Origin of the sequence: Exiguobacterium sp. ZOR0005 (assembly GCF_000798975.1) — a bacterium.
GTDB classification, from domain to species: Bacteria; Bacillota; Bacilli; order Exiguobacteriales; family Exiguobacteriaceae; genus Exiguobacterium; species Exiguobacterium aurantiacum.
Genome location: NZ_JTLB01000006.1, coordinates 31885 through 57182, shown reverse-complemented (window position 1 = coordinate 57182; position 25298 = coordinate 31885). Strand labels below are relative to the sequence as shown.

Annotated in this window: 32 protein-coding genes; 18 read left to right on the top strand and 14 right to left on the bottom strand. The window is 46.2% G+C overall.

The features are described 5' to 3' along the window. Window positions 1–57: 57 nt before the first annotated feature. Both tnpB and tnpA read right to left on the bottom strand, forming a co-directional pair. Window positions 58–1149, bottom strand: coding sequence for an IS200/IS605 family element RNA-guided endonuclease TnpB (tnpB, locus tag L971_RS02670; RefSeq protein WP_047374227.1), 1092 nt, complete (start codon window positions 1147–1149; stop codon window positions 58–60). Between the two features lie 5 nt (window positions 1150–1154). Continuing rightward, on the bottom strand, window positions 1155–1553 hold the full coding sequence (tnpA, locus tag L971_RS02665) for an IS200/IS605 family transposase (RefSeq protein WP_047374225.1): 399 nt from the start codon (window positions 1551–1553) through the stop codon (window positions 1155–1157). Window positions 1554–1804: 251 nt separating this feature from the next. On the opposite strand from tnpA, the gene L971_RS15125 reads away from it, so the two are divergent. Further along, window positions 1805–1963 carry a hypothetical protein gene (locus L971_RS15125; RefSeq protein ID WP_024372064.1) on the top strand — a complete coding sequence of 53 codons (159 nt, stop codon included), beginning with the start codon at window positions 1805–1807 and terminating at the stop codon, window positions 1961–1963. Window positions 1964–2121: 158 nt separating this feature from the next. Then, complete coding sequence (gene bsh, locus L971_RS02655) at window positions 2122–3096, top strand: choloylglycine hydrolase (protein WP_047374223.1); 975 nt, start codon at window positions 2122–2124, stop codon at window positions 3094–3096. 33 nt (window positions 3097–3129) lie between these two features. On the opposite strand, the gene L971_RS02650 is transcribed toward bsh, so the two are convergent. Continuing rightward, window positions 3130–3408, bottom strand: a complete 279-nt coding sequence (locus tag L971_RS02650) for a hypothetical protein (protein WP_047374221.1) — start codon at window positions 3406–3408, stop codon at window positions 3130–3132. A gap of 118 nt (window positions 3409–3526) precedes the next feature. On the opposite strand from L971_RS02650, the gene L971_RS02645 reads away from it, so the two are divergent. The 3 genes from L971_RS02645 (at window position 3527) to L971_RS02635 (ending at window position 4834) form a co-directional block, all read left to right on the top strand. Beyond that, a complete protein-coding gene (locus tag L971_RS02645; RefSeq protein WP_047374219.1) occupies window positions 3527–3892 on the top strand; it encodes a hypothetical protein in 366 nt (121 codons plus the stop codon). Then, window positions 3885–4241, top strand: a complete 357-nt coding sequence (locus L971_RS02640) for a hypothetical protein (RefSeq protein ID WP_047374217.1) — start codon at window positions 3885–3887, stop codon at window positions 4239–4241. The genes L971_RS02645 and L971_RS02640 overlap by 8 nt, the downstream gene beginning before the upstream one ends. 203 nt (window positions 4242–4444) lie before the next feature. Continuing rightward, window positions 4445–4834 (top strand): hypothetical protein, encoded by a 390-nt coding sequence (locus tag L971_RS02635; protein WP_024372059.1) that lies wholly within the window; start codon window positions 4445–4447, stop codon window positions 4832–4834. 32 nt (window positions 4835–4866) lie between these two features. Here the strand turns inward: L971_RS02635 and L971_RS02630 are convergent, their stop codons facing one another. After that, window positions 4867–5076: a YdiK family protein gene (locus tag L971_RS02630; protein ID WP_021065367.1), complete on the bottom strand. Its 210-nt coding sequence runs from the start codon at window positions 5074–5076 to the stop codon at window positions 4867–4869. Window positions 5077–5092: 16 nt separating this feature from the next. Further along, complete coding sequence (locus tag L971_RS02625) at window positions 5093–5788, bottom strand: CPBP family intramembrane glutamic endopeptidase (RefSeq protein WP_231557551.1); 696 nt, start codon at window positions 5786–5788, stop codon at window positions 5093–5095. A 214-nt stretch (window positions 5789–6002) separates the two neighbouring features. Here L971_RS02625 and groES point away from each other — a divergent pair, with 214 nt between their 5' ends. The 5 genes from groES to L971_RS02600 all read left to right on the top strand — a co-directional run bounded on the left by groES (window position 6003) and on the right by L971_RS02600 (window position 11597). Further along, window positions 6003–6287, top strand: a complete 285-nt coding sequence (gene groES, locus L971_RS02620) for a co-chaperone GroES (RefSeq protein ID WP_047374210.1) — start codon at window positions 6003–6005, stop codon at window positions 6285–6287. A 39-nt stretch (window positions 6288–6326) separates the two neighbouring features. Continuing rightward, the gene (gene groL / locus L971_RS02615) at window positions 6327–7967 is read left to right on the top strand and encodes a chaperonin GroEL (protein WP_047374208.1); all 1641 of its coding nucleotides are present in this window, start codon (window positions 6327–6329) and stop codon (window positions 7965–7967) included. A gap of 188 nt (window positions 7968–8155) precedes the next feature. Continuing rightward, a complete protein-coding gene (locus L971_RS02610) occupies window positions 8156–8788 on the top strand; it encodes a hypothetical protein (protein ID WP_052200236.1) in 633 nt (210 codons plus the stop codon). Between the two features lie 260 nt (window positions 8789–9048). Beyond that, entirely contained in the window at window positions 9049–10551 is a 1503-nt protein-coding gene (locus L971_RS02605; RefSeq protein WP_047374203.1) for a reverse transcriptase domain-containing protein, read from the top strand. A 479-nt stretch (window positions 10552–11030) separates the two neighbouring features. Further along, on the top strand, window positions 11031–11597 hold the full coding sequence (locus L971_RS02600; RefSeq protein WP_047374201.1) for a YdeI family protein: 567 nt from the start codon (window positions 11031–11033) through the stop codon (window positions 11595–11597). 42 nt (window positions 11598–11639) lie between these two features. Here L971_RS02600 and L971_RS02595 read toward each other — a convergent pair whose 3' ends face one another. The 3 genes from L971_RS02595 to L971_RS02585 form a co-directional block, all read right to left on the bottom strand. Continuing rightward, on the bottom strand, window positions 11640–12347 hold the full coding sequence (locus L971_RS02595) for an ABC transporter permease (RefSeq protein WP_047374199.1): 708 nt from the start codon (window positions 12345–12347) through the stop codon (window positions 11640–11642). Further along, window positions 12344–13192: an ABC transporter ATP-binding protein gene (locus L971_RS02590; RefSeq protein ID WP_047374197.1), complete on the bottom strand. Its 849-nt coding sequence runs from the start codon at window positions 13190–13192 to the stop codon at window positions 12344–12346. Before L971_RS02590 ends, L971_RS02595 begins: the two co-directional genes overlap by 4 nt. A gap of 130 nt (window positions 13193–13322) precedes the next feature. After that, window positions 13323–14309, bottom strand: coding sequence for a LytTR family transcriptional regulator DNA-binding domain-containing protein (locus L971_RS02585; RefSeq protein WP_047374196.1), 987 nt, complete (start codon window positions 14307–14309; stop codon window positions 13323–13325). Between the two features lie 116 nt (window positions 14310–14425). Here L971_RS02585 and L971_RS02580 point away from each other — a divergent pair, with 116 nt between their 5' ends. The 3 genes from L971_RS02580 to L971_RS02570 all read left to right on the top strand — a co-directional run bounded on the left by L971_RS02580 (window position 14426) and on the right by L971_RS02570 (window position 17146). After that, window positions 14426–16105, top strand: a complete 1680-nt coding sequence (locus tag L971_RS02580) for a DUF2075 domain-containing protein (protein WP_156111486.1) — start codon at window positions 14426–14428, stop codon at window positions 16103–16105. Next, the gene (locus tag L971_RS02575) at window positions 16102–16410 is read left to right on the top strand and encodes a nucleotide pyrophosphohydrolase (RefSeq protein ID WP_047374195.1); all 309 of its coding nucleotides are present in this window, start codon (window positions 16102–16104) and stop codon (window positions 16408–16410) included. Before L971_RS02580 ends, L971_RS02575 begins: the two co-directional genes overlap by 4 nt. 100 nt (window positions 16411–16510) lie before the next feature. Beyond that, the gene (locus L971_RS02570) at window positions 16511–17146 is read left to right on the top strand and encodes a DUF3841 domain-containing protein (RefSeq protein WP_197053155.1); all 636 of its coding nucleotides are present in this window, start codon (window positions 16511–16513) and stop codon (window positions 17144–17146) included. A gap of 15 nt (window positions 17147–17161) precedes the next feature. Here L971_RS02570 and L971_RS02565 read toward each other — a convergent pair whose 3' ends face one another. Beyond that, a complete protein-coding gene (locus L971_RS02565; protein WP_047374191.1) occupies window positions 17162–19183 on the bottom strand; it encodes a phospholipase D family protein in 2022 nt (673 codons plus the stop codon). A 141-nt stretch (window positions 19184–19324) separates the two neighbouring features. On the opposite strand from L971_RS02565, the gene L971_RS02560 reads away from it, so the two are divergent. Further along, window positions 19325–19894 (top strand): YdeI family protein, encoded by a 570-nt coding sequence (locus tag L971_RS02560; protein WP_047374190.1) that lies wholly within the window; start codon window positions 19325–19327, stop codon window positions 19892–19894. Between the two features lie 39 nt (window positions 19895–19933). On the opposite strand, the gene L971_RS14900 is transcribed toward L971_RS02560, so the two are convergent. Then, the gene (locus L971_RS14900; RefSeq protein ID WP_255360776.1) at window positions 19934–20314 is read right to left on the bottom strand and encodes a DUF4279 domain-containing protein; all 381 of its coding nucleotides are present in this window, start codon (window positions 20312–20314) and stop codon (window positions 19934–19936) included. A 122-nt stretch (window positions 20315–20436) separates the two neighbouring features. Between L971_RS14900 and L971_RS02550 the strand changes: the two genes are divergently transcribed. Further along, window positions 20437–20913 (top strand): hypothetical protein, encoded by a 477-nt coding sequence (locus L971_RS02550; RefSeq protein WP_047374186.1) that lies wholly within the window; start codon window positions 20437–20439, stop codon window positions 20911–20913. A 36-nt stretch (window positions 20914–20949) separates the two neighbouring features. Here L971_RS02550 and L971_RS02545 read toward each other — a convergent pair whose 3' ends face one another. Genes L971_RS02545 through L971_RS02535 form a run of 3 tightly spaced genes read right to left on the bottom strand, consistent with a single transcriptional unit; the run spans window position 20950 to window position 21689 of the window. Next, a complete protein-coding gene (locus tag L971_RS02545) occupies window positions 20950–21228 on the bottom strand; it encodes a hypothetical protein (protein ID WP_047374184.1) in 279 nt (92 codons plus the stop codon). A gap of 18 nt (window positions 21229–21246) precedes the next feature. Then, window positions 21247–21462: a hypothetical protein gene (locus L971_RS02540; RefSeq protein ID WP_047374183.1), complete on the bottom strand. Its 216-nt coding sequence runs from the start codon at window positions 21460–21462 to the stop codon at window positions 21247–21249. After that, window positions 21462–21689, bottom strand: a complete 228-nt coding sequence (locus L971_RS02535) for a hypothetical protein (RefSeq protein WP_024372050.1) — start codon at window positions 21687–21689, stop codon at window positions 21462–21464. The genes L971_RS02540 and L971_RS02535 overlap by 1 nt, the downstream gene beginning before the upstream one ends. Before the next feature lie 133 nt (window positions 21690–21822). Between L971_RS02535 and L971_RS02530 the strand changes: the two genes are divergently transcribed. The 3 genes from L971_RS02530 to L971_RS02510 all read left to right on the top strand — a co-directional run bounded on the left by L971_RS02530 (window position 21823) and on the right by L971_RS02510 (window position 24813). Beyond that, window positions 21823–22356, top strand: coding sequence for a DUF3841 domain-containing protein (locus L971_RS02530; RefSeq protein WP_047374181.1), 534 nt, complete (start codon window positions 21823–21825; stop codon window positions 22354–22356). Beyond that, window positions 22356–23114 (top strand): nucleotidyltransferase domain-containing protein, encoded by a 759-nt coding sequence (locus L971_RS02525; RefSeq protein WP_047374179.1) that lies wholly within the window; start codon window positions 22356–22358, stop codon window positions 23112–23114. The genes L971_RS02530 and L971_RS02525 overlap by 1 nt, the downstream gene beginning before the upstream one ends. 658 nt (window positions 23115–23772) lie before the next feature. After that, a complete protein-coding gene (locus L971_RS02510) occupies window positions 23773–24813 on the top strand; it encodes an FAD-dependent oxidoreductase (protein ID WP_047374173.1) in 1041 nt (346 codons plus the stop codon). Window positions 24814–24856: 43 nt separating this feature from the next. On the opposite strand, the gene L971_RS02505 is transcribed toward L971_RS02510, so the two are convergent. Next, window positions 24857–25288, bottom strand: a complete 432-nt coding sequence (locus L971_RS02505; RefSeq protein WP_024372045.1) for a MarR family winged helix-turn-helix transcriptional regulator — start codon at window positions 25286–25288, stop codon at window positions 24857–24859. Window positions 25289–25298: the final 10 nt, after the last annotated feature.

Genomic DNA, 25298 nt, shown 5'->3' with positions numbered 1-25298 from the left:
TACTAGCCACGATTGTTTACCAAGCTCGTCGGGCAAGTCCCTGCCCTGAAGGGTTTTTCAGTCAGCCAACATCAACAGGTTGATGCTCGCGTTGATATCTCGATCATGATGAACGCCACACGTACACGTCCATTCACGGACGTCCATCGTCCTCTTCTGGCCTTTTTCGCCGCAAGAGGAACAGATTTGCGTCGATGCGTACCATTGGTCGGCCTTGATGAGCGTCCGTCCGTAGAACTTACACTTGTATTCTAGCTGGCGGACGAACTCGTACCAACTGACGTCGGCGATCGATTTGGCGACCTTGTGGTTCTTCATCATGTTCTTCGATTTCAATGTCTCCACGACGATGACTTGGTTCTCGTCAACGATTTGTTTCGACAATTTGTGAAGAAAGTCTTTACGTTGATTTGCGATTTTCTCGTGCTTCTTGGCGAGAATCAGCTTGGCTTTTTCCCGATTCTTGCTTCCGATTTTCTTTCGTGACAGAGCGCGCTGCGCCTTCTTGACCTTCTTTTCGGATTTACGGAGGAAGCGAGGGTTGTCGATCTTCTCAGAAACCATGTCATCATTTGTCATGATGGCGAAGTGTTCCAACCCGAGGTCGATACCTACTTTGTTTTTAGCAGGAATCCATTGTTCGTCATCCTGATTGACAAGGATGGAGACGAAGAACTTGCCTGTCTTCGTCACCGAGACCGTCGCGGACTTGATGATCCCCTCGAAAGGACGATGTTGTTTGAACTTCACGAAGCCGATCTTAGGGAGTTTCACCTTCCCGTCCTCGATCCGGACGCTCCCGTTCTGATTGTTGGTCGTGTAGGAGGCACGGTCGCTGTGCTTCGATTTGAACTTCGGGAACCCGACAGCTTTGTCGCGAAAGAAGTTGGCGTATGCCTTATTCAAGTCCATCTGGGCGTTCGCTAGGGACAGACTATCAACCTCTTTCAAGAAAGGGAATTCGGGCTTGTACTTCGCCGGGGTCGGGAGCTTCTGCTTCGCGTCGGGGTTCAGCCTCGACTCTTCATACAGTCGGATCCGTTCTTCGAGCATCTTGTTGTAGACGAAACGGACGCAACCGAACGTCTTCATGAAGTGTTCTCGTTGTGGCTTCGTCGGATATAGTCGAAACTTGTACGCCTTCAGCAAAGTGATCACTCCTTTCCTTGTTTTTCAATGTATTCCCTGATGACGTCGATCGTCGTACCGCCGGTCGTCACGAGGCAGTAGCTCCGAGACCAGAACATTTCTTTCCACAGTCGTCTCTTGACGTGTGGAAAGTCCCGTTTGATCAGTCGGCTACTGGCGCTCTTGTAGGCGTTCAGAAACTTCGACATCTCTGTGTTCGGGTGAGCTTTGAACAACACATGAATATGATCACCGTCATGATTCCACTCAGCCAGTGTGATGTGGTACGACGCGCCGATCCGTTCGAACGTCTGTCTCGCGAACTCCGAGACGTCGTCGTCAATCACCTTGCGTCTATATTTGACTACCAAGACGAGGTGGTAATTCAGAAGAAAGACTGAATGTTTATTTGTATCCATTTTCATTGATAGTTCAGTCCTTTTGATTGGTTACATCCATTATACCAAGCGCATACAATCTTGCTAACATAGGCGATTCATCTCCCACCTATGCTGGGCTTCGCCCCGAGACGCTTAGAGGAGGGAGAATTCTCGCCTACTATTGTTAAAACAGACCGAGGCGAATTCGTCTCGGTCTTTCAAGTAATCTTTGATAGAATGGGTTTGTGAGTATTGAGGATTTTCTAGAAAACGATTGGTCAGGAAGGAAGACAGCTATGGGTTTTGCCATTTTGACGTTCATCGTCGCGTTCATCCACGTCATCGCAGGGGCGGTCGTCTTACATAAGTACCCGCAGTATAAAACAATCGCCATCAGTGTCATCGTGCTCGGTTTCATGTACGGACTGTTGACGGTCGGGTTTATCGTGTTATAGAAGAAGTCTCCAAAAGCATACAGAGGGACATGAAGACCGGTGAGGCGAAAGCCTGACCGGTCTTTTCTGTGTGAGGGACTGTGGTTTAAGTCATCGCATAACGTGAATAGACCAAAGAGTGCTGTTATTGTCTGCATTGGAATGGAAGGAGTCTTGTTATGTGTACCGCAATCACGTATGCGCCGCACGCCCACTACTTCGGCAGAAACTTAGACCTGAACGTGTCCTATCACGAACAAGTGACGATCACGCCTCGACACTATCCGTTCAACTTCAGACGGATGGGCGAAAATACGAACCATTACGCGATGATCGGGATGGCGACCGTCGTCCAAGATTATCCACTCTATTATGAAGCGACAAATGAGAAGGGGCTGAGCATGGCGGGGCTGAACTTCCCGGACAATGCCGTGTTCAAGCCGGAAGTCGACGGACGCGACAACGTTTCCCCGTTCGAGTTCATCCCGTGGATCCTCGGGCAGTGTGCGACAATCGAGGAAGTGAAAGAACGACTGGCGACGATTCATCTGGTCAATCTCAACTTCAGCGAAGCGCTCCCGCTTCACCCGCTGCACTGGATCATCGCCGACAAGGATACGTCAATTGTCGTCGAGCCGATGGCGGACGGGCTACGCGTGTACGACAATCCGGTCGGGGTCTTGACGAACAATCCGTCGTTCGAATATCAGCTGTTCAATCTGAACGATTATCGGCACGTCTCGACGAAACTGCCGGCCAATACGTTCGCACCGACATTGAATCTCGATGCCTATTGTCTCGGATTGGGCGGGCAGGGATTGCCGGGTGACTTATCGTCGACATCGCGATTCGTCCGGGCGACGTTCGCCACATTCAACTCGGTCTGTGAACCGGCCGAGGCGTCCGCGGTCGGGCAATTTTTCAAACTGTTGGATACGGTACTCCAAGTGCGTGGATTGAACGAGGCGGAGGATGGGACGTACGAGTACACGATCTATTCCTCGTGCTGTAACGTCGACGATGGCATCTATTATTATCGGACGTATGACAATAACCAAATCACGGCCGTATCGCTGTTCAATGAGCAGTTAGACAGCGAGCAATTGATCACGTATCGCCTTCAACACGAGCAACAGATCCATTACGAGAATTGAGAACAGCCCTCTTCGCGTGAAGAGGGCTGTATCTTATAGCATACCGTTATAGAGGGGCGGCGCATCGTCTGTGCTGATCACTTTCAAATGACGCTCGTCTTTCACGTAGACGCTCTTATAGGCCACACGTCCATTCTCATAGAACAGGATGACGCGGCTGCCATCGTTGTCGGTCTCAACTTTCGGTTCGTACTTCGCGACGTCGATCGTCTCCTCGAGCACACTATACTCTTCGTATGCGGCCAACCCATCGGCGTCCGTACAACCGACAAGAAAGACGGAAGCGAGGATAGAAAATAGTACTTTCTTCATCGTATCTCTCCTTTTTGATAGTTAACCTATCAACTATAACGTACGGCAATCGCGTTTTCAAAGCGAATGAAACTTGTCGCAAACTTCTTCGTATAGATGGGGAGAGGAGGTGGATGATATGAGCGGACGGAAGCTAGCCTTCGCCGTCGGAATCGGCTTGGTGATTGCGGGCACCGTTTTTGGTGTGTCTTCGTATCTATTGTTTCTCATCGCGAGCGTGTTGTTTTACCGGCAGCAACGCCTAAAAACGGGAGAGTATGCGACCTCGGTCAAAGAACGTCTACTTTGGCGTTCGAGTGAGAAGACGTGGCTCGTCGCCGTCCTCGTGTTCGTGGTGATGTATTTGATTGGATTTGGTGCGACGCGGGTGACAATCCCGACTCAGGATCTTGCCTTGACCGCTTTGACCTATTTGTTTGCGACAAAAGGGCTGTTTTTGATGAATGAGATCCATGCGTACGAGCGGGAGGCGAAAGATGAATAAGAACGTATTCAAAGGATTACTCGTGATGTGGCTGGCGCTGATTGGACTCGACCTATGGCTTGAACAATACGCGCTCGTTGCGGTAACGGGTCTCGGGATCACCGTCTATTCCTATTACAGTCAACAAGTGAAGCGACTTTCCGACGAGTCGAAAACGAGCATCATGAACGAGCTGAACGAGAAGACGGTGTCGTTCGTCGTCTTGTCTTTCCTGCTCGTCTTGATTGTCGGGCTTTGGTTCAACCTGCGAACCCTTCCGACGATCGAGACGGTGTACGTCGCGCTCGGTGGCTTGTTCGTCTATCGGGGGTTGACGATTCGTCGTTTTGTCAAACAACGCACTGCATAAATGCATACAGCCAACAGACGGAATTCACATACGAGACTCCGTCTGTTTTTTTAAATAGCTTCTTGTTCGGGTGTGACATCTCACTGGATAACGAGGAGCGGACGATTCCGTTTCCAGTCGAGTTGAAGGACGTTTGTATCGACATCTTTGGCTATTTTGATTTTGCGAAACGATGGATTCCATCATAAGAAAAGAGGGGAAAAATGAAACTCACGAAAAAGTGGTTCATCGCGTTGCTCCTGATTTGGCCCATATTGTTCGGGCTAGGTGTATGGGACGGCGAGTATGCGATGAGCGCGGTCACCGGATTCGGGGTAACGATCGCGACGTATTATGAACAACAACTAGAACGATTAGACAAACAACAAGCCACCATCATTCGTGACGCGGCAAACTCGAAAGTGATGATGTTCGTCTTTGGTGCGCTCATACTCGCGTTCAGCTTCGGGGTCTTCTTCTTCGATCAGCCGCAAGTGCCACTACTCGATACGATCCACCTTGTACTCGGGACACTGTTGACGCTTCGAGGCTTATTGATTCGTAGCGCTTATGAAGAGGCAATGATGGATTCATCCAAGGCCATCCGACTATAAAAACATCCCAAGCGACGTCGCTTGGGATGTTTTTAGGCCGACTTGTCGGTCTTTTCTTTTTTCGCTTTTCGGGCGAGCGTCAAGATTTGATACACCTTGAAGAAGTCATACGCGGCTACGGCGATGATGAAGTACGTCCAGAAGCTGAAGCCGTACTCTTGCACCGAGTAATAGGCGAGGACCGTGAACAGAATCCCAAACGAGAGACTGAACAAAAACATAACTTTTAAGTGTCGCGGCATACGTGCCACCTCATTTCTACATCAATAATAGGGCGACCATGACGAGCGCGTTGTTGAACGCGTGAATCGCGATCGGGACGATCAAGCGACGCGTCTTCGCATAGGCGACCGTGAAGGCAAAGCTCATCGCGATATACACGAGGAAGCGGTTGTCATCATGGATGAGCGCGAATAAGACAGAACTGACCGCAAAGGCGATCCAGAATCCGAACCGGGCGTTCAAGTTTCCGAATAGAATATGTCGGAACAGAATCTCCTCGATGATCGGTCCGAGGAGGACAACCGAGAGCGTCATGACCGGGACGAGACGGACGATTTCCGCGATGCGTTCCGTGTTCTCCGAAGCGACCATCTCACCGGAAATTGATGTCTCGATCAAGCTGGCGACGATGACGAGACCGTATTGCATAAGAATCCCGAGCCCGATCCATTTGACCGTATCGTTCAAGTTCGATTGGATGCCTTGCTGTTTATACAGCTTCAAGTCCGGCCAGAGCAAGAAGAACGAGATGATGATCGTCAAGCTGAAGCCGATGGCGAACCAAAGTCCGGTGAACGTCGTCGTGATCCACTCCGGACGCACTTCACTGATCAGCAGCGGAAAAAATTGAACGAAAGCGTATAAGAGGATCGGGATGATGTGCCGGATCCGAATGTTAGGCGCCATCGAAAAACGGGTATTTATCGATTGGTTTGAGTTTAGTGTAGCCAATTCAACACGTCCTTAATCACAAGAGTTAACGTTCCTTTTGACTATTGTATCAAATAAGGTCTCTTGACCGCGAGTGGAAGCAATTTTCCGATGTTCCCCCTTGCATTTTGAGGCATCTCATACTACACTAATCAGTGTTAGCACTCCTTTTTACTGAGTGCTAATAACTTACGATTCAACGATACATCATTCATATTCGGAGGAGGTTTTTTCTATGTTAAAACCACTAGGCGATCGCGTCATCATCGAAGTCGTGGAGAAAGAAGAAAAGACGATCGGAGGCATCGTCCTTCCTGACACGGCGAAAGAAAAGCCACAACAAGGACGTGTCCTTGCAGTCGGTACTGGGCGTGTGACGGACCAAGGCGAGCGAATCGCGCTTGACGTCAAAGAAAATGATTTGGTCATCTACTCGAAATACGCGGGTACCGAAGTGAAACATGATGGCAAAGAATACTTAATCGTTCGCGAGAGCGACATTCTAGCAATCGTAGGCTAAGCACCATTCTTCAAAAACTTTTCTAGGGGGAAATGAACAATGGCTAAAGAAATTAAATTCTCAGAAGACGCACGTCACGCGATGCTTCGCGGTGTCGACGCACTCGCTGACGCGGTAAAAGTCACAATCGGACCGAAAGGACGTAACGTCGTCCTTGAGAAGAAGTTCGGCTCACCGCTCATCACGAATGACGGTGTGACGATCGCGAAAGAAATCGAACTTGAAGACCACTTCGAAAACATGGGCGCGAAGCTCGTTGCCGAAGTCGCGTCGAAGACGAACGAAGTCGCAGGGGACGGTACGACAACAGCGACAGTCCTCGCTCAAGCGATGATCCGTGAAGGTCTCAAGAACGTGACAGCGGGCGCGAACCCGATGATCCTTCGTAAAGGAATCGACAAAGCCGTTCGCCGTGCGCTCGAAGAGTTAAAAGAAATCTCAAAACCGATCGAGTCGAAAGAAGCGATCGCCCAAGTCGCGGCGATTTCAGCTGCAGACGAAGAAGTCGGCGAGTTGATCGCGGAAGCGATGGAGCGCGTCGGCAACGACGGCGTCATCACGATTGAAGAGTCACGCGGCTTCACGACGGAACTCGACGTCGTCGAAGGGATGCAGTTCGATCGCGGATATCTTTCACCATACATGATCTCAGACTCAGACAAGATGGAAGCGGTGCTCGACAACCCGTTCATCTTGATCACCGATAAGAAGATCTCGAACATTCAAGAGATCATCCCAGTGCTCGAGCAAGTCGTGCAACAAGGGAAACCGATCTTGATCGTCGCAGAAGACATCGAAGGCGATGCGCTCGCGACACTCGTCTTGAACAAGCTCCGTGGTACGTTCAACGCGGTCGCGGTCAAGGCACCAGGATTCGGCGATCGTCGTAAAGCGATGCTCGAAGACCTCGCGACGCTCACTGGCGGCCAAGTCATCACTGAAGACCTCGGCCTCGAGCTCAAGTCGGCATCACTTCAACAGCTCGGACGCGCATCGAAAGTCGTCGTCACGAAAGACACGACAACGATCGTCGAAGGTGCTGGAGACGAAGCAACGATCAAAGCACGCGTTCAAACGATTCGCAACCAGATCGAAGAGACATCGTCTGACTTCGACCGTGAGAAACTCCAAGAGCGTCTTGCGAAACTCGCGGGCGGCGTAGCTGTCGTCAAAGTCGGCGCAGCGACAGAGACTGAACTCAAAGAGCGTAAGCTCCGCATCGAAGACGCGCTCAACGCGACACGCGCAGCGGTCGAAGAAGGCATCGTCGCAGGTGGTGGTACGGCGTTCATCAACGTCATCCCAGCCGTTCGTGCGTTGCTTGGAGAAGTGACAGCGGATGAAGCGACAGGTGTGAAACTCGTCCTCCGTGCCCTTGAAGCACCGGTCCGTCAAATCGCGGAAAACGCGGGTGAAGAAGGTTCGGTCATCGTCGAGAAGCTCAAGAACGAATCAGTCGGCATCGGCTACAACGCCGCGACTGGCGAGTATGTCGATATGATCGCACACGGAATCGTCGATCCGGCGAAAGTGACGCGCTCAGCACTTCAAAACGCAGCGTCAGTCTCAGCCATGTTCCTCACGACAGAAGCGGTCATCGCAGATAAGCCAGAACCAGCAGGCGCCGGCGGCGGCATGCCTGACATGGGCGGCATGGGTGGAATGGGCGGAATGATGTAAGTAAACTTACTAAACCTCTGATGTAGCAAAAGGTTGGTTTACTCTAAGCTAAATACAAAATATAAATAGTATTCACCATTAAAGTTTTAAAGGAATTCTTATTAAATACTGCTATTTAATAAGAATTCCTTTTTTTGCTTTAATTAATAAATCAAATTTGCTAAGTATAATTTATGGGAGGAATGGACATGAATAACGAGTTTAGATTAACCGAATTACCAAAATGGGAGAAGTTGATCGAAAGTTTGTTCGGAAGTGAATTACCTCTTCATAGAGAATGGTCTAATTATGAAGATATAATCAAAATACTAGATACTATTGGAAAAAATGAGGCGGAAAACCATACTTTTTTACCCAACGGAGGAGGCTTGGATTTATCTGCCTGTACAAATTCTAAAGAGCACGATTGTATTGAATTGAATTTAGATTCAACCACGCATATTGTAAAGCCAGAAAAATTAGTTTTTCAACGATTTGAAGATGGGGATTTGGAATGGGCATATTTCTTTCTAGAGGCTGATGAATTAAAGTCATCAGGTGTATATGAAGACCTTTTATATAGCGAAGAGGAATTGGTTGAACTTTCTCCAGGTGAATACATTGAAAGACATTTTTGGGATACAGGTCATTATAATGGAGACACCTTATCGCAAAATGCTCGTTTAGTTAGTAGGCATCTAAACGGATCCTTTGCAATCTTTTCAAAGGCATCTTTATACAATGCAAACAGTAGCACATATGATGGAAGACATAGCAAATTAAAAGAAAAAGGATTTAAAAATCATATTCAGGAAGTGGTAGTCAATTTAAACAATAATTAAACATTGTTAATTACTAGGCTTTCGTTTGTAAAAAAGGATAAAAATAACTTGGTAATGCTTTCTTATTAAAAATGTGATAAAATTCTTTTAACGTCATTAGGTGACTAACGGAGCCTATAAACGCCACTCTCTTGAGAGGGGCTATGGAGATTGACTTTACTCAAAAAAGTGAATCGAGATTGAGCTTACTTTTATCTATAGGCTCCGTGTCTGACCTCCTCTATTCAGAGGAGGTCTTTTGTGAAAAGGAGAAAAATCACATGAGAAAAGAAGATATTATTAAATCTATTTATGATTTTGCGAAAAAGAAAGTCGAACAACATGAAAAATATCATAACTCACTAGAAATTGAATTACAAAGAAATCGAAGAAGAATTCAAAACCCACCCGAGAAGGAGATAAAAATTCCTGAGCATTGGAAAGTAGATAAAAAACATAATCCTTATTATGTGCTTAAGCACTATGAAAAAATAGGTGCTTCAATATTCAATAAATTGATTAAAGGAACATATGAACCACATTTACCTTTTATTAGGAATATCGAAAAAAGTGGGGGTGGGAGAAGGGAAATATACATCTTTCAAATTCCCGATGAGGCAGTCTCGAATTATTTCTATAAAAGACTTCTTAGTAAAAATAAACACAGGTTTAGCTCTTTCTCTTATGCCTATAGAAATGATAGAAATGTTCACTACGCTATAAATGATATTGGTCTAGATATTAAAATGAGTCTCAGAACATTTGTAGCAGAATTTGATTTCAAAAATTTTTTTGGAACTATAAGGCATGATTACTTGTTTGAACAGTTCAATCAAAATGGATTTTTAATAAGTGAATTTGAAAAAAAAGTAGTCGGTACATTTTTAAAAAACATGGATGGAGGTAAAGGTATTCCGCAGGGGACTTCGTTGTCTCTGTTTCTAGCTAATATTGCATGTTGGTCTCTAGATAAAAAATTAGAAAAAGAGGGTCTAAGATTTGCTCGATATGCAGATGATACAATAATATGGGCTGATGATTACAGTAAAATAAGCAAAACATATGATATGCTACATTCTTTTTCTCTGGAAACTGGAGTAGAAATTAATGCTCTCAAATCACACGGTATAAGTATTTTAGTTAAAAAAGGAATTCCATCAGAATTTGCATCGTCAAAAAGTCATATCGAATTCCTAGGATATAAACTTTCGAATGAAAATATAAGTATAAAAGAATCTTCAATACGAAAGATCAAAAAACAAATTAGTTATATTTTATATAGAAATTTAATACAACCAATAAACGGTTCTACTTTAAGATCAGTGACGATACCTTCTAATAATATGGATAGTGACTTTGTGACTGCTATCATGCAAATACGTAGATATCTATATGGAAATCTAAGTGAAAGAATGCTTAAAAATTATCTAAACGGTTCTTATAAAAGATTAAAATTTAAAGGGTTAATGAGTTTCTATCCTTTAATTGATGATGAAGAACAGTTAAAACATTTAGATAAATGGCTTATTTCTACAATACTTAACACTTTAAAGAAAAGAAAAAAACTGTTATGTAAAAAGGCTCCATTTAATCCAAATCAATTTCCCTTTAATGTTAATAGCGAAGAAATGATTCGTGAATGTAAAGTCATTAAAGTTAATGGGAAATCAGGACTTGCTGAAATTCCTAGTTTCTTGAGAATTTATCAGGCTATTAAGTTAAATATCATTACAGTGGGTATTGAAAAAACAATGCATCCGGAATCAAACTATTATGAATATTAATTAAGTATTTTTTTACTTAGCTTAAGATTGGGCGAAAATAATTAATGAGTGGAAATGAAGTTAAGGTACTAGGATTCAATTTTTGTTGGAATTTTCTAAATGCTAATAACCGGAAAACTGATGATTTAAACTATCGATGACTTATATTTTGACCTGGCAGAAGGAAGCATATGTCGAGAAAGCAGTGCATTTTCAAAAACGGATGAAGCAGCATCTGAGGTTAGAACAAGCAGACTGAAAGAACGTGGACCAAATCAATCTCGTGAAGCATGAGACGTTCAATCGGTCGGCGACGTTTCATAACCGCGGATTGATCAATGCAAATACGCAACATGAAGAAGCATCGCCTTTTGTGGAATTAATTGGACTAATGAAATCAATCAAAATCATGGCAGTGTCCAAAAGGTCACTGCTATTTGTTTACCTTTTAAGTATGCACATAATGTAATGAAGAAAAGACATAGGAAGGAAGAACATGCGTGGAAATTGAGCAAGTTCTACGATTTGAGCACCGAGATGAGTTTCGGAAATGGCTAGAGAGGAATTCAGATGACCAGTCGTTTTGTTGGGTCATTCTGAGCCGAAAGCGTGAAGGACAAGGACTTTTTTACTTAGATGCTGTGGAGGAGGCGCTTTGTTTCGGATGGATTGATGGCATTGCGAAAAAGACGACAGAAGGCGAACTCGCACAGCGTTTTTCACCGAGACGTAAAAACAGTAACTGGACCGAACTGAACAAAGAACGCGTTCGGCGATTACAGCGACTTGGATTGATGACAGAGAGCGGTGAACGGGTTCTTCCTGATATGCGAAGCGAGTCGTTCCGGATTGATGAAGAAATTATGACGCGCTTACAAGAAGACAGAGAACTCTATCAACACTTTAGTAACTTTCCTGAGTTATATCGTCGCATTCGGATCGATACAATCCAAAGTGTCCGTCAAGACCGAGACCTCTATTTGAAACGGTTGAATAAGTTCATTGAAAAAACGAAAGCGAATGAGATGTATGGGCAATGGAATGATGGGGGTCGCTTGATAGAATAAATAAGGTGCCGCCCTTTAAGTCAAAGCGACACCTAGCTTCAATTAATCCGTCTGTTTCCGGTTATACATCACGATACTTCCAACGAACATGACGAGCGCCCACGCGGATAGAATCATGAGTTCCAACCAAGTAGAGCCTAGTCCAGCACCCGCCTCGATTTGATGGGCGAGGTCGATCAAGACGACGTTCGGCAAATACTCGAGAAGACCGATGATAGAGAACCGGTCCTCGTAAGCCAACAACATCGGCGAAAACGAGAAGAAAAAGAATGCCGGCATGACGATGAGCGAAGCTTCCATGACCGTCTTCGTCATCAAACCGAGAATTGTCCCAATCCCGATATAAAAGAACGCAGAAACGATCAAAGCGAGTGCGATGACGAGCAGGTTTGCAGGGCTATAGTCCATGATGAACCCACAGGCTATGATGAGGATCAGTGTCGTAACGAACGTGAGCGCACTTTTCCCGAGCAAGATATCGAGCGTGCTCGCCGGTGACAACATCAATCCGCGGAGTGTATTCTTCTCTTTCTCTTCGGCGATCAAGGCACACTGGACGAATGTCGCGACAAGACTGAACGTGATATTAAAGACGAAGTACGTCACATCGATGCCTCCGCCACCGAGCTGTGCATAAAAGACGGCGAAGAACAGTGGCATGATCAACGTCGAGGAGACGAATAAGTTCCGCGACAAGTCTTTGTAGTCTTTTTGGAAAATGGCGAGCGCCCGTTTCATTGAAAATGTCATGATAGTTTCCTCCCCGTCACTTCGATAAAGATGTCTCCGAGCGTCGGCTCGTTCGAATGAATCGCCGCGATATTCTGGTCGCGCATTTGTTCGTGGAGCCAATCGGCTCCTTCTTTTCCTTGATTCAACTCCACGGTCTTCCCGTCATGCAGTTCGACGCGCATCGAGCCGTTCGCATATTTCCGGCGCAATTGTCTCGGAGCATCGAGCAATTGAATCTCCCCTTGATGCAAGAAGGCGACGCGGTCGCACAGTTCTTCGGCCTCGTTCATGTCATGTGTCGTCAAGAAGATGGTCGTCCCTTTGGCCTTCAACCGTTCGATGCCTTTATAGATGTGACGCGAGTTGACCGGATCGAGTGCGGACGTCGGCTCGTCTAAAAACAACAGTTCCGGTTCATGTAACAAGGCCCGGGCAAGGGTCACCCGTTGCAGCATCCCGCGTGATAAAGCGGAGATGCGTTTTTTGCGTTCCCCGGCCAAGTTCACCGTCTGCAACACATCATCGATTCGGGTGCGTGGTTCGTCGTATAGGTCGCAGTAGAGCTGTAAGTTCTCTTCAATCGAGAGGCGCGTGTACAGGCCACTGTTATCGGTCAACACACCGATGCGCTTCCGATACTGTTCTTGTTTCAATTCTGAGACTGGGACGCCAAATACGGTCGCGTCACCTGACGTCTGGGCGAGTTGCGACGTCAAGATTTTGATGGTTGTCGTCTTCCCAGATCCACTCGGTCCGAGGAAGCCGAACACTTCTCCCTTGCCGACAGAAAACGTCACGTCGCGTAACGCCTCTTCATTGCCGAATAGCTTTTTTAATCCGTTCACTTGAATGATTGAGTCCATTCTCGTTCCTCCTTGCTGATGTCGTCTTGCTTGCTTCAATCATATCGAGAGGAAAAGTCGGTCGCATTAAAATGGCGGTAAATGGCGCTTTTGGAGAAGTGAACGGAGCGGATAGAGCGGTGAATGGAGCTTATTTCAGTCCAATCATCGTCTTCAATTCAGCCATTTTCGACTTCGAGAGCGGGATGGTCGTCTTGTCTCGGTCATCGAGGACGAGACTAAAACTGTTCTTTGTATACGTGATGACTTCCCGCACTCGTTGAAGGTTGACGATGTACGACCGATGACAGCGGAAGAAGCCATACGGCGTCAGACGCGCCTCGAGCTCGTTCATCGTGAAGACGCTCGGGAACTGCTCCGATTGACTGTGCAATACGGATTGTCCGTCCTGGCTCTCGATGTAGTCGATTTCCGGCGGGTCGAGCAAGACGATTTTCTCGTTCACTTTCGTCGGAATCTTCTCGAAGCGGACGTGCATTACGTCAGGGGTGATGTCTTCGTTCGCATCCGGTTCATCCGGTTCCACGTCGAGTAGGCGCAAGTGCCGGTGGTCGATGCGATAGACGGTCGACGTGACGAAGAGGGCGCTTTCCATGTTGCTCGTCAGAAGCAGGATGGCTTTTTGTTGTTGCTTCAGTTGCATCAAGACGGTCGCGAACAAGTGCCGTGTCTCTTGGTCGACGTTTTGATCCGGTTCTTCAAGCACATAGATGTCCCGATTATGTAAGAGCAGGGCCGCGTATTGGACGCGTCGGACGAGCGATAAGCTAAGCCGATTCAATCGTTTGTTCCGATATGGGGCGAGTTGAACGGTTTGCAAGATGGTATCCAGCGATTCCGTCGATTCGTAGAGCGTGTGCGTGAAACGCAAATATTCCTCGACCGTCAGCCGGTCATATAAGCCATCACGGATGGAGAAGACCGAAAGCGTGCGATTCGTTGTATCGATGGTCCCAGAGTAGTTCGCGTGCGAGTCAGTCAATAATGCGAACAATATTTCCCGGGAAGTGACGCCGCAGTGGATGGCTGCGATTTCACCTGGATTGATGGTGAAGGAGATATTTTCAAGGATGAGCGTGTCCTGTTGGCGAACAGAGACGTTGTCGAAAGTAAGCACCGAATCCCTCCCTTTTTAGTGGGATTATACCATTGATTCATAGAAGACTTGAGTAATGAATTGGAATAAGGCTATGCTAAACTGGAGATAATTTGAAATTAGACAAGGGTGTGTCGATGAAGATGATTGAGGTCATTCCGTTAGATTTTAATGAAAAGGGTCTAAAAGATTTTGTTGAAAAGAATTTAGATGAGATTGAGCGGTCTGCTGATTATTTGAACTATCCGGTGATTTATATTTTGAACGGACATAAGGAAGCCTATATCGGGGAAACGGTGCATTTTCAAAAACGGATGAAACAACATCTGAAGCTGAAACAAACTGACCGGAAGAATGTGGACCAAATCAACCTTGTGAAGCATGAGACGTTCAATCGGTCGGCGACATTCCATCTTGAGACGAAGTTGATCAACTACTTTTTAGGGGACGAGAAGTACACCTTACAAAACAAAAGCAAGACAGCAAGCGACTTCACACACAACTATTACAATAAATCGTTCTATGACAATGAGCTGTTTCCTAAGTTGTGGGATGCGCTACATAAGAACAAGCTCGTCGAAAACAACCTGCACGCCATCGAGAACAAAGACATCTTCAAACTGTCTCCGTTCAAGGAACTATCCATTGAGCAAATAGACTTAAAAGAGCGCGTGCTCGAGTTCTGTGAAAAACAAATTACGGAGTCGAAGCCCGATGATACATATGGAGATTTGTACGTCATCGAAGGAGAGGCAGGCGTCGGCAAGAGCGTCGTGCTCAGTTCGATCTTTAATACCATTCAAGCGCGGACGAACGAGGCGGGTTCGAAGCTGTATCAGACGGAGAACTATTTGGTCGTCAACCATGAAGAGATGCTGAAGACGTATAAAGGAATCGCCAAACAAGTTAAACACTTGAAGGCTTTCAACTTCGTCAAACCGACACCGCTCCTCAATAAGTTAAAAGATAAAAAAGTTGATATTATCTTGGTCGACGAGGCGCACCTCCTGTTGACGAAGTCAGACGCGTACAACAACTTTCGGGCGGAGAATCATCTCGAGGAGTTGATGAAACGTGCGAAAATTGTCATTGTCATCTTTGATCAACATCAAGTATTGAAATTGAAAAGTCGATGGAATCAGGGATTGCTCGAATCATTCAAACAGAAGGCGAAGGTCGCACGGACGTATCAGCTGACAAACCAGTTCCGGATGCAGGCAGGTAAGGATGTCATCGATTGGATTGATGCCTTTAAAACCAAGAAAATCAAAACGTTTCCGCAATCGAGTGGATATGATTTACGAATCTTTGAGACGTTAGAAGAGATGCACCAAGTGATTATGAAACAAGACAAGCTGCATGGATTGAGCCGTGTTGTCTCAACGTTTGATTATATTCATAAGAAAGACGGCGAAACGTACTACGTCTATGAATCGAATGGGAACTATAAATTGCCGTGGAATACGACGGGCGGAAAAACGACGTGGGCTGAGAAGTCAGAAACGATTGCTGAGGCCGGGTCAATCTATACGATTCAAGGTTTTGACTTGAACTATGTCGGTGTCGTGTTAGGTCCTTCAGTGACGTACGATGAGACAAAGAATTGCCTGGTGATCGACACGAATCTTTATAAAGATACGGGAGCCTACGCCGGAATTGACGGTGTCAAAGATGTCGAATTGGCGAAAGAACAAATCGTATTGAACTCCATCAATGTGTTGATGAAACGGGGCGTCCGAGGACTTTATTTGTATGCGAGCAATCAAGCGTTGCGAGATAAGCTGTTACACATTCAAAGAGAGAAGGTACAGACATGAACGAAATACAACGACTGATGGACAAAGTGATTGAATTCCGTGACGAGCGCGATTGGGCGTTCCACCATAACCCGAAAGACTTGGCGTTATCGTTATCACTCGAGGCGAGTGAACTGTTGGAATTGTTCCAATGGGTGTCGAGCGAAGAAGCGCTCGAGACGAAACACGTCGAGATGAAAGAAGAACTCGCGGATGTCCTCATCTATGCGCTGACGTTCGCTCATGCGGCAGGGATTGATGTGTCGCAGGCGATTGAAGAGAAGCTCCAGAAGAATGCGGTGAAGTATCCGAGTCCGAACGGCTAAGTTGCAATCGACCGATTAACCCTGACCATTATTTTCACTACTTTTTGATATGAAATCGGATAAAGTGGTGAAAGAATAAGTTTGGAGAAGGTTAATGAATATGAGCATCTATTATACGTATCAGCATGAAGACGCTTGGAACATAGCATTGGAGCGAGGGTATCTACAAGGTGACCCTCGCTATGCCATGTTCAATGACGAGGGAATCGAATTTTTTAAACCGGCCTATGACTGGATGGTTGAACAGTACGAGCAGCGAGTTGGGATTTCGCTGAACGGAAACTATCCGGTTTGGTGCTGGGACGAGTTTCCTGACCTAAGCAGCGGTGGCCATATTGGACAAGCGAACAAAGGTGTTGTGTTGACAGTTGAATTACCAGATGATCAAGTATTGGCTTCAGAAATTTCATTTTGGGAGTTTGTTCCGTATAACTCTACTTTTTGCGATACAGCCGAGGCCTTTGATCATAGGGAAAATATTGATCTGGCCTATACTCGAAAGTCATGGGAAAAAATCTTTGATAAAAAATGGTGTGAGGAGATGGCGATTCATAGGTCCATCGAAGCACCGAACTATCAATACGTGATTCATCGCATCGAGCTACATCAAGTTCGAGCCGTCATGCCGTTCCGAGATTTGAGTGATAGTTGGGTGGACCGGATTCGAGGACTTGGATGGCGTCTCGGCTATCGACTGGGCTTGAAGAGGTCAATTCCATTCCAGTGGCAAAGGTAGGCTTGTTATACGACATCATTTTTTCCACAAAGTCTTCCAGCGGGAAGGCTTTTTCTTATCTTCAAGTAAAGGTGCAAGTTGTTTCGCCATCGCATCTGCAATCTGTTTACCTGTTCTAGAAGCCGATTGATTTTCCCAAACCGTCTGAATTGAAAAACCGACAAACTGTTCAAGGAGCTCGCTATTCAACGTTAAACTGTTACCACCGCTTTGAACGAGTACACCGCCAGGTAAAAAAGTCTTGGCTTCAGTACGGTCATGGTGTGTTTTAAATGCAGACTCGTAAACAATGATTTCATTTTCGTTTTTTGGGTTTACACAGATGTGATCGGCTTTTGACATGAGGGTCATTGCCCATAAGGTTTTCCCACGATGGTTGACGATATCGTAATTTGAAAGGAACCCATTTTCGTTCGCGTAAGTCTCGAGTTCGGGAGATAATTTAAATAGGACTTCTTTAGATAACGATAAATAGTCTTCTTTCAATCGCTCAATATCTTTTGGGGTCATTGAGTCTAGGCGTTTAGATAATTCGTTTAAAAAGAATAGTGGGAGGAGAGGATCTAAATTGCTGACGAGTTGATATACGTCAAACGGTTGGTCTTTAGATTCTCGATACTTAGAATCAATCGGAATCATTAAAATGCGACGGAGAAGTTGAGGTTTTGCGAGAGCACCTGAAATATTTGACGTCGTAATTAAAATGGGGAAGATGCCAGTGCGATCATTGGACCAAGATTTTACGTTATTCTCACCGTGTGTTGTTGTGAAGAAATTATTTGGGACTTCATCAATGATGAGCGGATTGACCCAATCAGAATGAAGGTACCCATCAATATAATCATTCGCAATTCGGGCGCTCGCTTTTTTACCTTTAGGTGGAATTTTTAACATAGAGTACGTAGGGATTGAAGCGTAGTCCAGTAACGTCGAAAAGTATTCACGGACAAGCGTCGTCTTACCAGTCTGTCCATCACCGACGATATTCATGACGACAGGAACATCTTCTTTAGGCAAATGGTTCTCTGTATAGATCTCACGAATTTTCCAAATAAGAGGTGAGGTTAGCAAATAGAGAATCCCTGTAAATACTTGATGTCGTTCATCTCTAAATTTATTCTGTTCATAGCTTTCAATCACATCAATCATCCCGTTAGCGGAAGGTGCTACTTTTTCTCGGAGGAGATCATGCAGATAATCTTCGCCGATAATGAAGTCGTGCTCTTCAAAATCAAATTGCCACATGATTTGCTTATCCATATCATAGCTGGATAACCTTTCATCGACGGCCAGACGAACTTGTTTTCGTATTTCTTCAGGTTTTGGCTTTCTTCGTCGTCCTGTTTTTGTCAGAACGAGTGGCAAGAATGAAGGTGCTATTTTTTCTTCAAATACAGTATCGACTTTATGGGTGTGAAGTTTTTCAATTTCTGGTTTTGCTTCTTGAACGAGCGTCTCTGGCACATCGACGTCAGTTAGAAAGGACTCTATCACTTCTTCAGGTCTTTCTTTGATTGAATTGAGCGTAGATAGATCGATATAGTCGATTGTGTCTCGTTTAATTTCGCTCCACATTTCATGCATTTGAGTGTAAAAAGCATCATGTTTAAAGCCTGTTCGGATGAATAATAGCTCATGATTTCTCCCTTGTAAGGCAGATGTAGTTAGATTGGCGCTACCGGACAAAATTTTATAATGGTTATCTTTCTCCAAGATGTAGGTCTTGTGATGAATGGGGACGGCATGAGCAAGATGGATTTCAAGTCTTTCATCGAGTAACGCATTGAACGTTTCAGATTTCAGCAATCGAACGTTTTCGACCCGATTCGTAATATCAAGGAGTTGAGCAATGAGTTGAAAAGATGTTCCGGTGAAACCGTGAATGATTTCCAGCTTTTCAAACAGTGGCATCAATTCATTGATGAGCTGAAAAGAACTGACATACGTGATTGCGCGCAACGAAGTGAAACCTTGCATCTCTTCTTTAAAATTTGTGTCGATAAACTGATCGTTGTTCCAATCATAATAACGAATCAATTTTTATCACCTCCAATCAAAGTATTCCCGAATCGATTGATTGGCATTCTAATGACTTACCGAAAACAATAAGTATGGAGACGAGACGATTGAAAAATAGGATAAGGAAGAAAAGCATGGAGAGGATGAGGGATGAGAGTCATGGAAATCGATCACATCGTACGGTTTGAAGATCGCCAAGCCTTTCGAGAATGGCTTCAGGAACATGCAGACGATACAGACTATTGTTGGGTGATCCTCAGTCGCAAAACGAGCGGGGACGGTTTGTTGTATCTCGATGCCGTCGAAGAAGCGCTCTGTTTCGGTTGGATTGACGGGATTGCGAAGAAGACCGAGGCAGGTGAGTTCGCCCAGCGCTTTTCACCGAGGCGAAAGAATAGCAACTGGACCGAGTTGAACAAAGAGCGCGTTCGTCGCCTTATACGACTAGGTATGATGCAAGAGCGCGGTCTAACTGTCCTCCCTGACATGAGCGATACGTCCTTCGTCATCGACGAAGCGATTGTGAGACGCTTGAAAAGCGAGCCCGATGTATACCGTAACTTTGAAGCGTTCCCTGAACTGTATCGTCGCATTCGCATCGACACGATTCAAAGTGTGCGCAAAGATCAGACCTTATATGAGAAACGACTGGACAAGTTGATTGAACAGACACGTGCCAATCGCTTATACGGGCAATGGAATGACGACGGTCGTTTGCTGGAACGATAAAACTCATCTCGAGCTGAGGTGACTTTTTTAGTCCGTTATTCAGTCTTTAAAGTCGGGGTCCTCTTCATACGGGTTCGCATACAGATTGATGTCGAACTCGGCACGAATCCGATGGGCGAATTGAATCGTCTCCAAATCAAAGACGAGTGCCGGTGTTTGTCCTTCTTCCATCACAATCACGATGATAAACCGTGCTTGCATGTCATCATACGTGTCATAAATGTCGTCTAAAATGGTTTCTTTGCCGCGAAGTTGCGCAATGATGGGTTGTAGCTGATCATTCACATCAACTGACGGCTGATAGCCTGTACTAAGTGACCATGACGTATATTCACGAGGATGAGCCGAATATGTACTGTGGTCCCCGCGTTTGTAGGTTTCGGTAGGCGTGAGTCCGAGACGGTGCGTCAAATCTTCAATTGAGAAATCGTCGGCGAGGTCACTAGGACTTCGGTTTGTGCAGGATTCATGAACACCCTCTTTTCTTTGTATAACAGTCTATTTGCATAGTAACGAAGTAATCGTAAGAAAGGAATATGAATATGAATATGACCCAACGCGAGCGATTTGATTACTTATACGAGGCGGGGAAACGTTCCACCCGCCAAGCCCTTCTTCTTGGATTGTTCATCATCCTACTCGGCGCCATCTTTTGGTTCACGGGCGAGCGTCGACTCGCCGAACTGGTTTGGTTCGTCCTCTTCATCCCAGCCATCGGGTTCGTCAAAATAGGGGCACGGACGAAGACATTGCTCACGTTCAACGATGCGCCTGACTATCGACGGCTTGTCTGGTATGAATATTGGAGCGGAATGGCGGTCATCGTAATCTTTTGTCTGTTGATTGTATCGTTGCTGCTCCGTCCAGAACAAGAGAATGTTTTGCTTCTCGTGGTCGCATTCAATCTATTCGCGTGGATCGCGTCTTCGAAACTTGATCAAAAGCTTGCGAAGATTGACCCGGAACATGTGACGCATAAAGTCTATGAACGCGGGAAAGTCGGCTTCTTTCCAAAATAAAGTCGACCAAAAGGGAGCAGCGCGCGCTACTCCCTTTTATAAACTTGATCGACCAGTAATGCGGTCGACTAGTCGTTTCGCTTCAACGAGAGACATGTCTTGAGTCTCCCGTAAAAACTTTACGGCCGTGACAACCCCATCCGTATCAATCTTTTCTTTCAATATTGCAGTCAACTCCTCGTCTAGTATGAGAGAATCGTTCTGAATTTGCTTTCGCCGTAGTACACGTATGTCCTTTGCCTGCTCAGCAATTACATTGAGTAAGAAGGCGTTTAAAAGAAGTGATGCGATTAAGAACATCGTGTTCAGCTCCATGGAAAAACCTCATTTGATTTAGTCGTGAACGATTGTGAAACTGTAAGCGTTCGTGAGCGGGTTGTGAATGATTAACTCATAGCTGAGTTGTTGTTCATCGGCCTTGTCGACTAGTAGATTGATCTCAGACATGTGGAAGGCGCGTTTCGTGGCGAAAGTCGCGACGAGTAGCACACCGCCGAGGATCGTTGTGAGGACGAGACGTTTCGTCCAAATCGTGAGTGGTTGCGACATTAAGGACGTACCTCCATCTTTTCTTCGATGCGATCGAGGCGTTCTACCAAGACATCGAATTGTTGTTGTTGATGAGCCGCGGTTTGGCGCTCTAGCTCGAGTCGCGCGTCGGCCCGCTTCTCATAGCGACCGATAAAGCGAACGATCAATACGATAATCGTAATGATTAACGTAAGTGGGACAATCATTACGAATAAGCTAAATAGAAACATGAGTAAAACTTCCATTCCAATTCCTCCTTGCACCGGTAATCCTAAACTAGTATACTTCCAAAATCATACAAATGGGAAGAGGGAATATTGATCTATCGTGAATCATTTCATTCTGTACGCTATATTGATGAGAAAGGGAGGCTGACTTATGGCAATCTACTATACATACCAACACGCAAGCGCTTGGGAAGCAGCGAACGAAAGAGGCTATTTATTCGGCGACCCGAACTTTGGAATCTTTCAAGACGAGGACTACGCATATCATCGGCCCGCCTACGACTGGCTCGCGGGGCAGTATGAACAGCGAACTGGGATCTCCCTTCATGGGAATTATCCCGTCTGGTTGAGCGATACACGGCCGGATGTAGGACGAAGCGGTTACTTGAATCCCGGAGAGCCGGGCGTTGTGCTGACAGTTGAGTTGCCCGATTCACACGTACTCGAACTCGAGGCAGGTTATTGGAACTTTGCAATGAATCGTTGGTTTCTGACGTTTGAAGATCGAGAAGCGAAAGACGAGAAAGAGTTGAAGGAATCGTGGGAGAAGATGTTCGATCGTGACTGGTGCGAGTCGATCGTCGAGGCGTATCCGGGGACGAACACGAAGTATCACTATCTCGTCGACCGGATTGAAGTCGGGCACGTGCTCGACGTGGTGACGTTTACTGAGGTAGGTGTGTGATGGAGCTACCGACACGACTTGGGACAAACGAGGCGGGTTACATCATCAATCAAACAGACGCGACACAGATTCAACCGATGTTTCGACCACTGCTCGATAAGGTGATTCAGCTGTTGCGAGAAGAGTTTGCAGAAGCGTTACATAGCGTATATGTATACGGTAGCGTCGGGCGCGGGACGGCTATAGTCGAACAGTCGGATTTAGACGTGACAGTCATCCTCAACCGGGAGCTAGACATTGATGGATTGAAGTCACAGACCATGCTACTGTTACAGGAACATCCAGAAGTGATTAAAATCGATTACGATATCGGACTATTGCATACGGCGCTCAATCCTACCAATCATTTTGAATGGGGGTTTTGGTTACGTCATATGTGCGCATGCGTTTATGGGACGGACTTGTCTCACCGCTTTCCACATATGAAACCGGATGAGCGAATCAGCCGAGCGTTAAATCGAGATTTATCTCCTCAGTTACGAGACGCACAGGAAAAATTGAAAACAAGGCGTATGACAGAAAAGGAAAAGAAGTCACTAATCAAACGGATGATTCGAGGCGCGTATTTGACAATCAACGTCGAAGATCAAAGTTTTGTATCGACAATCGCAGATAGTCTGTTTGTGTTGCGCCTCTATTTTCCGAACAGCAAAATCATAGATGACTTAGAGCGAGGCATGGAGTCAGAAGAAGTGCAGGATGACTGGTTGGGTAAGTTGATTGCACAGTATGACTCGTTGTTCCTTCCACGATTGTAGTCGTCGTTCAAAACGACTTCGGTTCGTCTAAATCATCAAAATGAAATTCGACGAAAATCATCCCGAGGATGAGATACATGATTACGAAGGTCCGAACTAAATTGGGTACGTAGAGGATTTGGAAAAACAGCAACCCTTCAACAGAAAACACAAATAGATAGGCAAGGAGATACATCAATAGCTTGCCTTTTCGAAATCTAGAAAACAGGCGAATGCCTACGAGGAACGGATAAAGGAGCGTCTTGACTGTATTGGGCATGTTGGTAAATCCTTTCTAAAAACGTCAACGCTCATTGCGTGGAATGTAGCCAGGTTTGGTGCGTCTGCGTCTGACATCCGATTCGAAGTAATACACCGGGGTCGTAACGCCTATCGAAAGATAAAGCGGAATGAAAGCTTCTAGTAACAATGGCACAGAGATTAAATCTTCGGAGATGAGAGTCCATCCAAAAACAAATACCAACATGAAGGCAATCATCATCCCTTTTTCTGTTTTAATAAATGGATACAATCCTCGCATGAACAAGATGTACGGGAATAAAAGATAATAAAAAAATCGTTTCATATGTAACGCCTTTCCCGAGCGATTCGCTCAACTCATGTATATGCATCTTTTTCAGTATAATGGGGGCACAACGTATATAAAAGGAGTATTTACATGACGCAATCCATCGCTATCATCGGAGCCGGCGTGAGCGGCTTGTATGCCGCGTCGCTCCTCATCGATAAAGGCTATGACGTTACCGTTTTTGAAGCACGCGACCGCATCGGGGGACGGGTGTTGAGCTATGACGGCTTCGACCTCGGTCCGACCTGGTATTGGCCGGATACGGAAAAGACGATGGTGCGGCTAGTCGATCAGCTCGACCTCCAAGTGTTCCCCCAACAAGCGACCGGTGACTTGATGCTCGAGCGTCAGTTCGGTGTCATCGAACGCCATACGCTTCCACCAGGACACGTGGTCCCATCGATGCGACTCGTCGGTGGCATGGCCAGCTTGACGACCGTGCTCGCAGCAACCTTACCGCCCCATACGATTCAACTTCAGTCGACGGTCATCTCGATGAGACAGGTCGAGCGTGGAGTCGCAATCGAGCTCAAACAAGGAGATATTGAAACGTTCACGCACGCCATCTTGGCCATCCCGCCCCGGCTCGTCTCACGGATCACGTTTCAACCAGAACTGTCTGAGACGATGAAGGAAAAGTTAGCGTCTATCCCGACTTGGATGGCCGGTCAGGCGAAAGTGCTCGCCGTCTACGATCATCCGTTTTGGCGGGACAAGGGCCAATCTGGTCAAGGTATGAGCTGGGCCGGGGTACTGCAGGAGGTACATGACGCCTCGCAACCGGATGGACTTGCGGCGTTATTCGGTTTCTTCCGATTACCCGCTACCGAGCGTGCGTTGCTCAAACGGGACGAGCTGAATCGTCGCGTCATTGATCAACTTGTACGACTATTCGGGGAAGAGGCGCGCCACCCGCGTGACGTCTTATCCGTCGATTGGTCGAGCGACCGCCATACGGCAGCGGTTGAAGATACGGCGCCGCTGACTGATTTTCCTGTCTATGGACCGATTCCAGTAGACGCCGGTTGGGCGAAGTATTTGTCTTTCGCCGGGACGGAAGCGGACTCCTTCTTCGGCGGTCATGTCGAAGGGGCGCTTCGGTCAGCCATCCGTGTCGTCGAGCCATTCTAACCAAAAATGCGTATCCTCCCACACGTGGGACGATACGCATTTTTTATTTGAAACGTTGAATCATCAACGCGAGCGAACGGTTGATCATTTTCATCTCCTCGTCCTCAAGGACAGAGAACATCTCTTCGGCGAGCCGTTCCTCGATGGCATCGATTTGCTTCGAGTATGCATGGCCGAGCGGACCGAGGCGGATGAAGCTCTCACGCAAGTTGTCCGGGTTCTTCTCTTTCTGGACGAACTCACGCTGCTCGAGTACCTTCAGCACTTGGCTGACGGCACTTTTCGAGATATTCATCTTCGTCGCGATCTCCGTCGTCGTCCATGTCTCTTGTCGTTTAAAAAGGAGCAGCATCTGTTCTTGCTGATAGCTGAGTTGGAACTCGTTCAAATCGGTGAAGTATTTGGTGAACAATAAGTCGAGCTCGTCGATTTGACGATACATCTCGATGACTTGTTGTTTGCGTGTCTCGTTCAAAGGTCGTTCT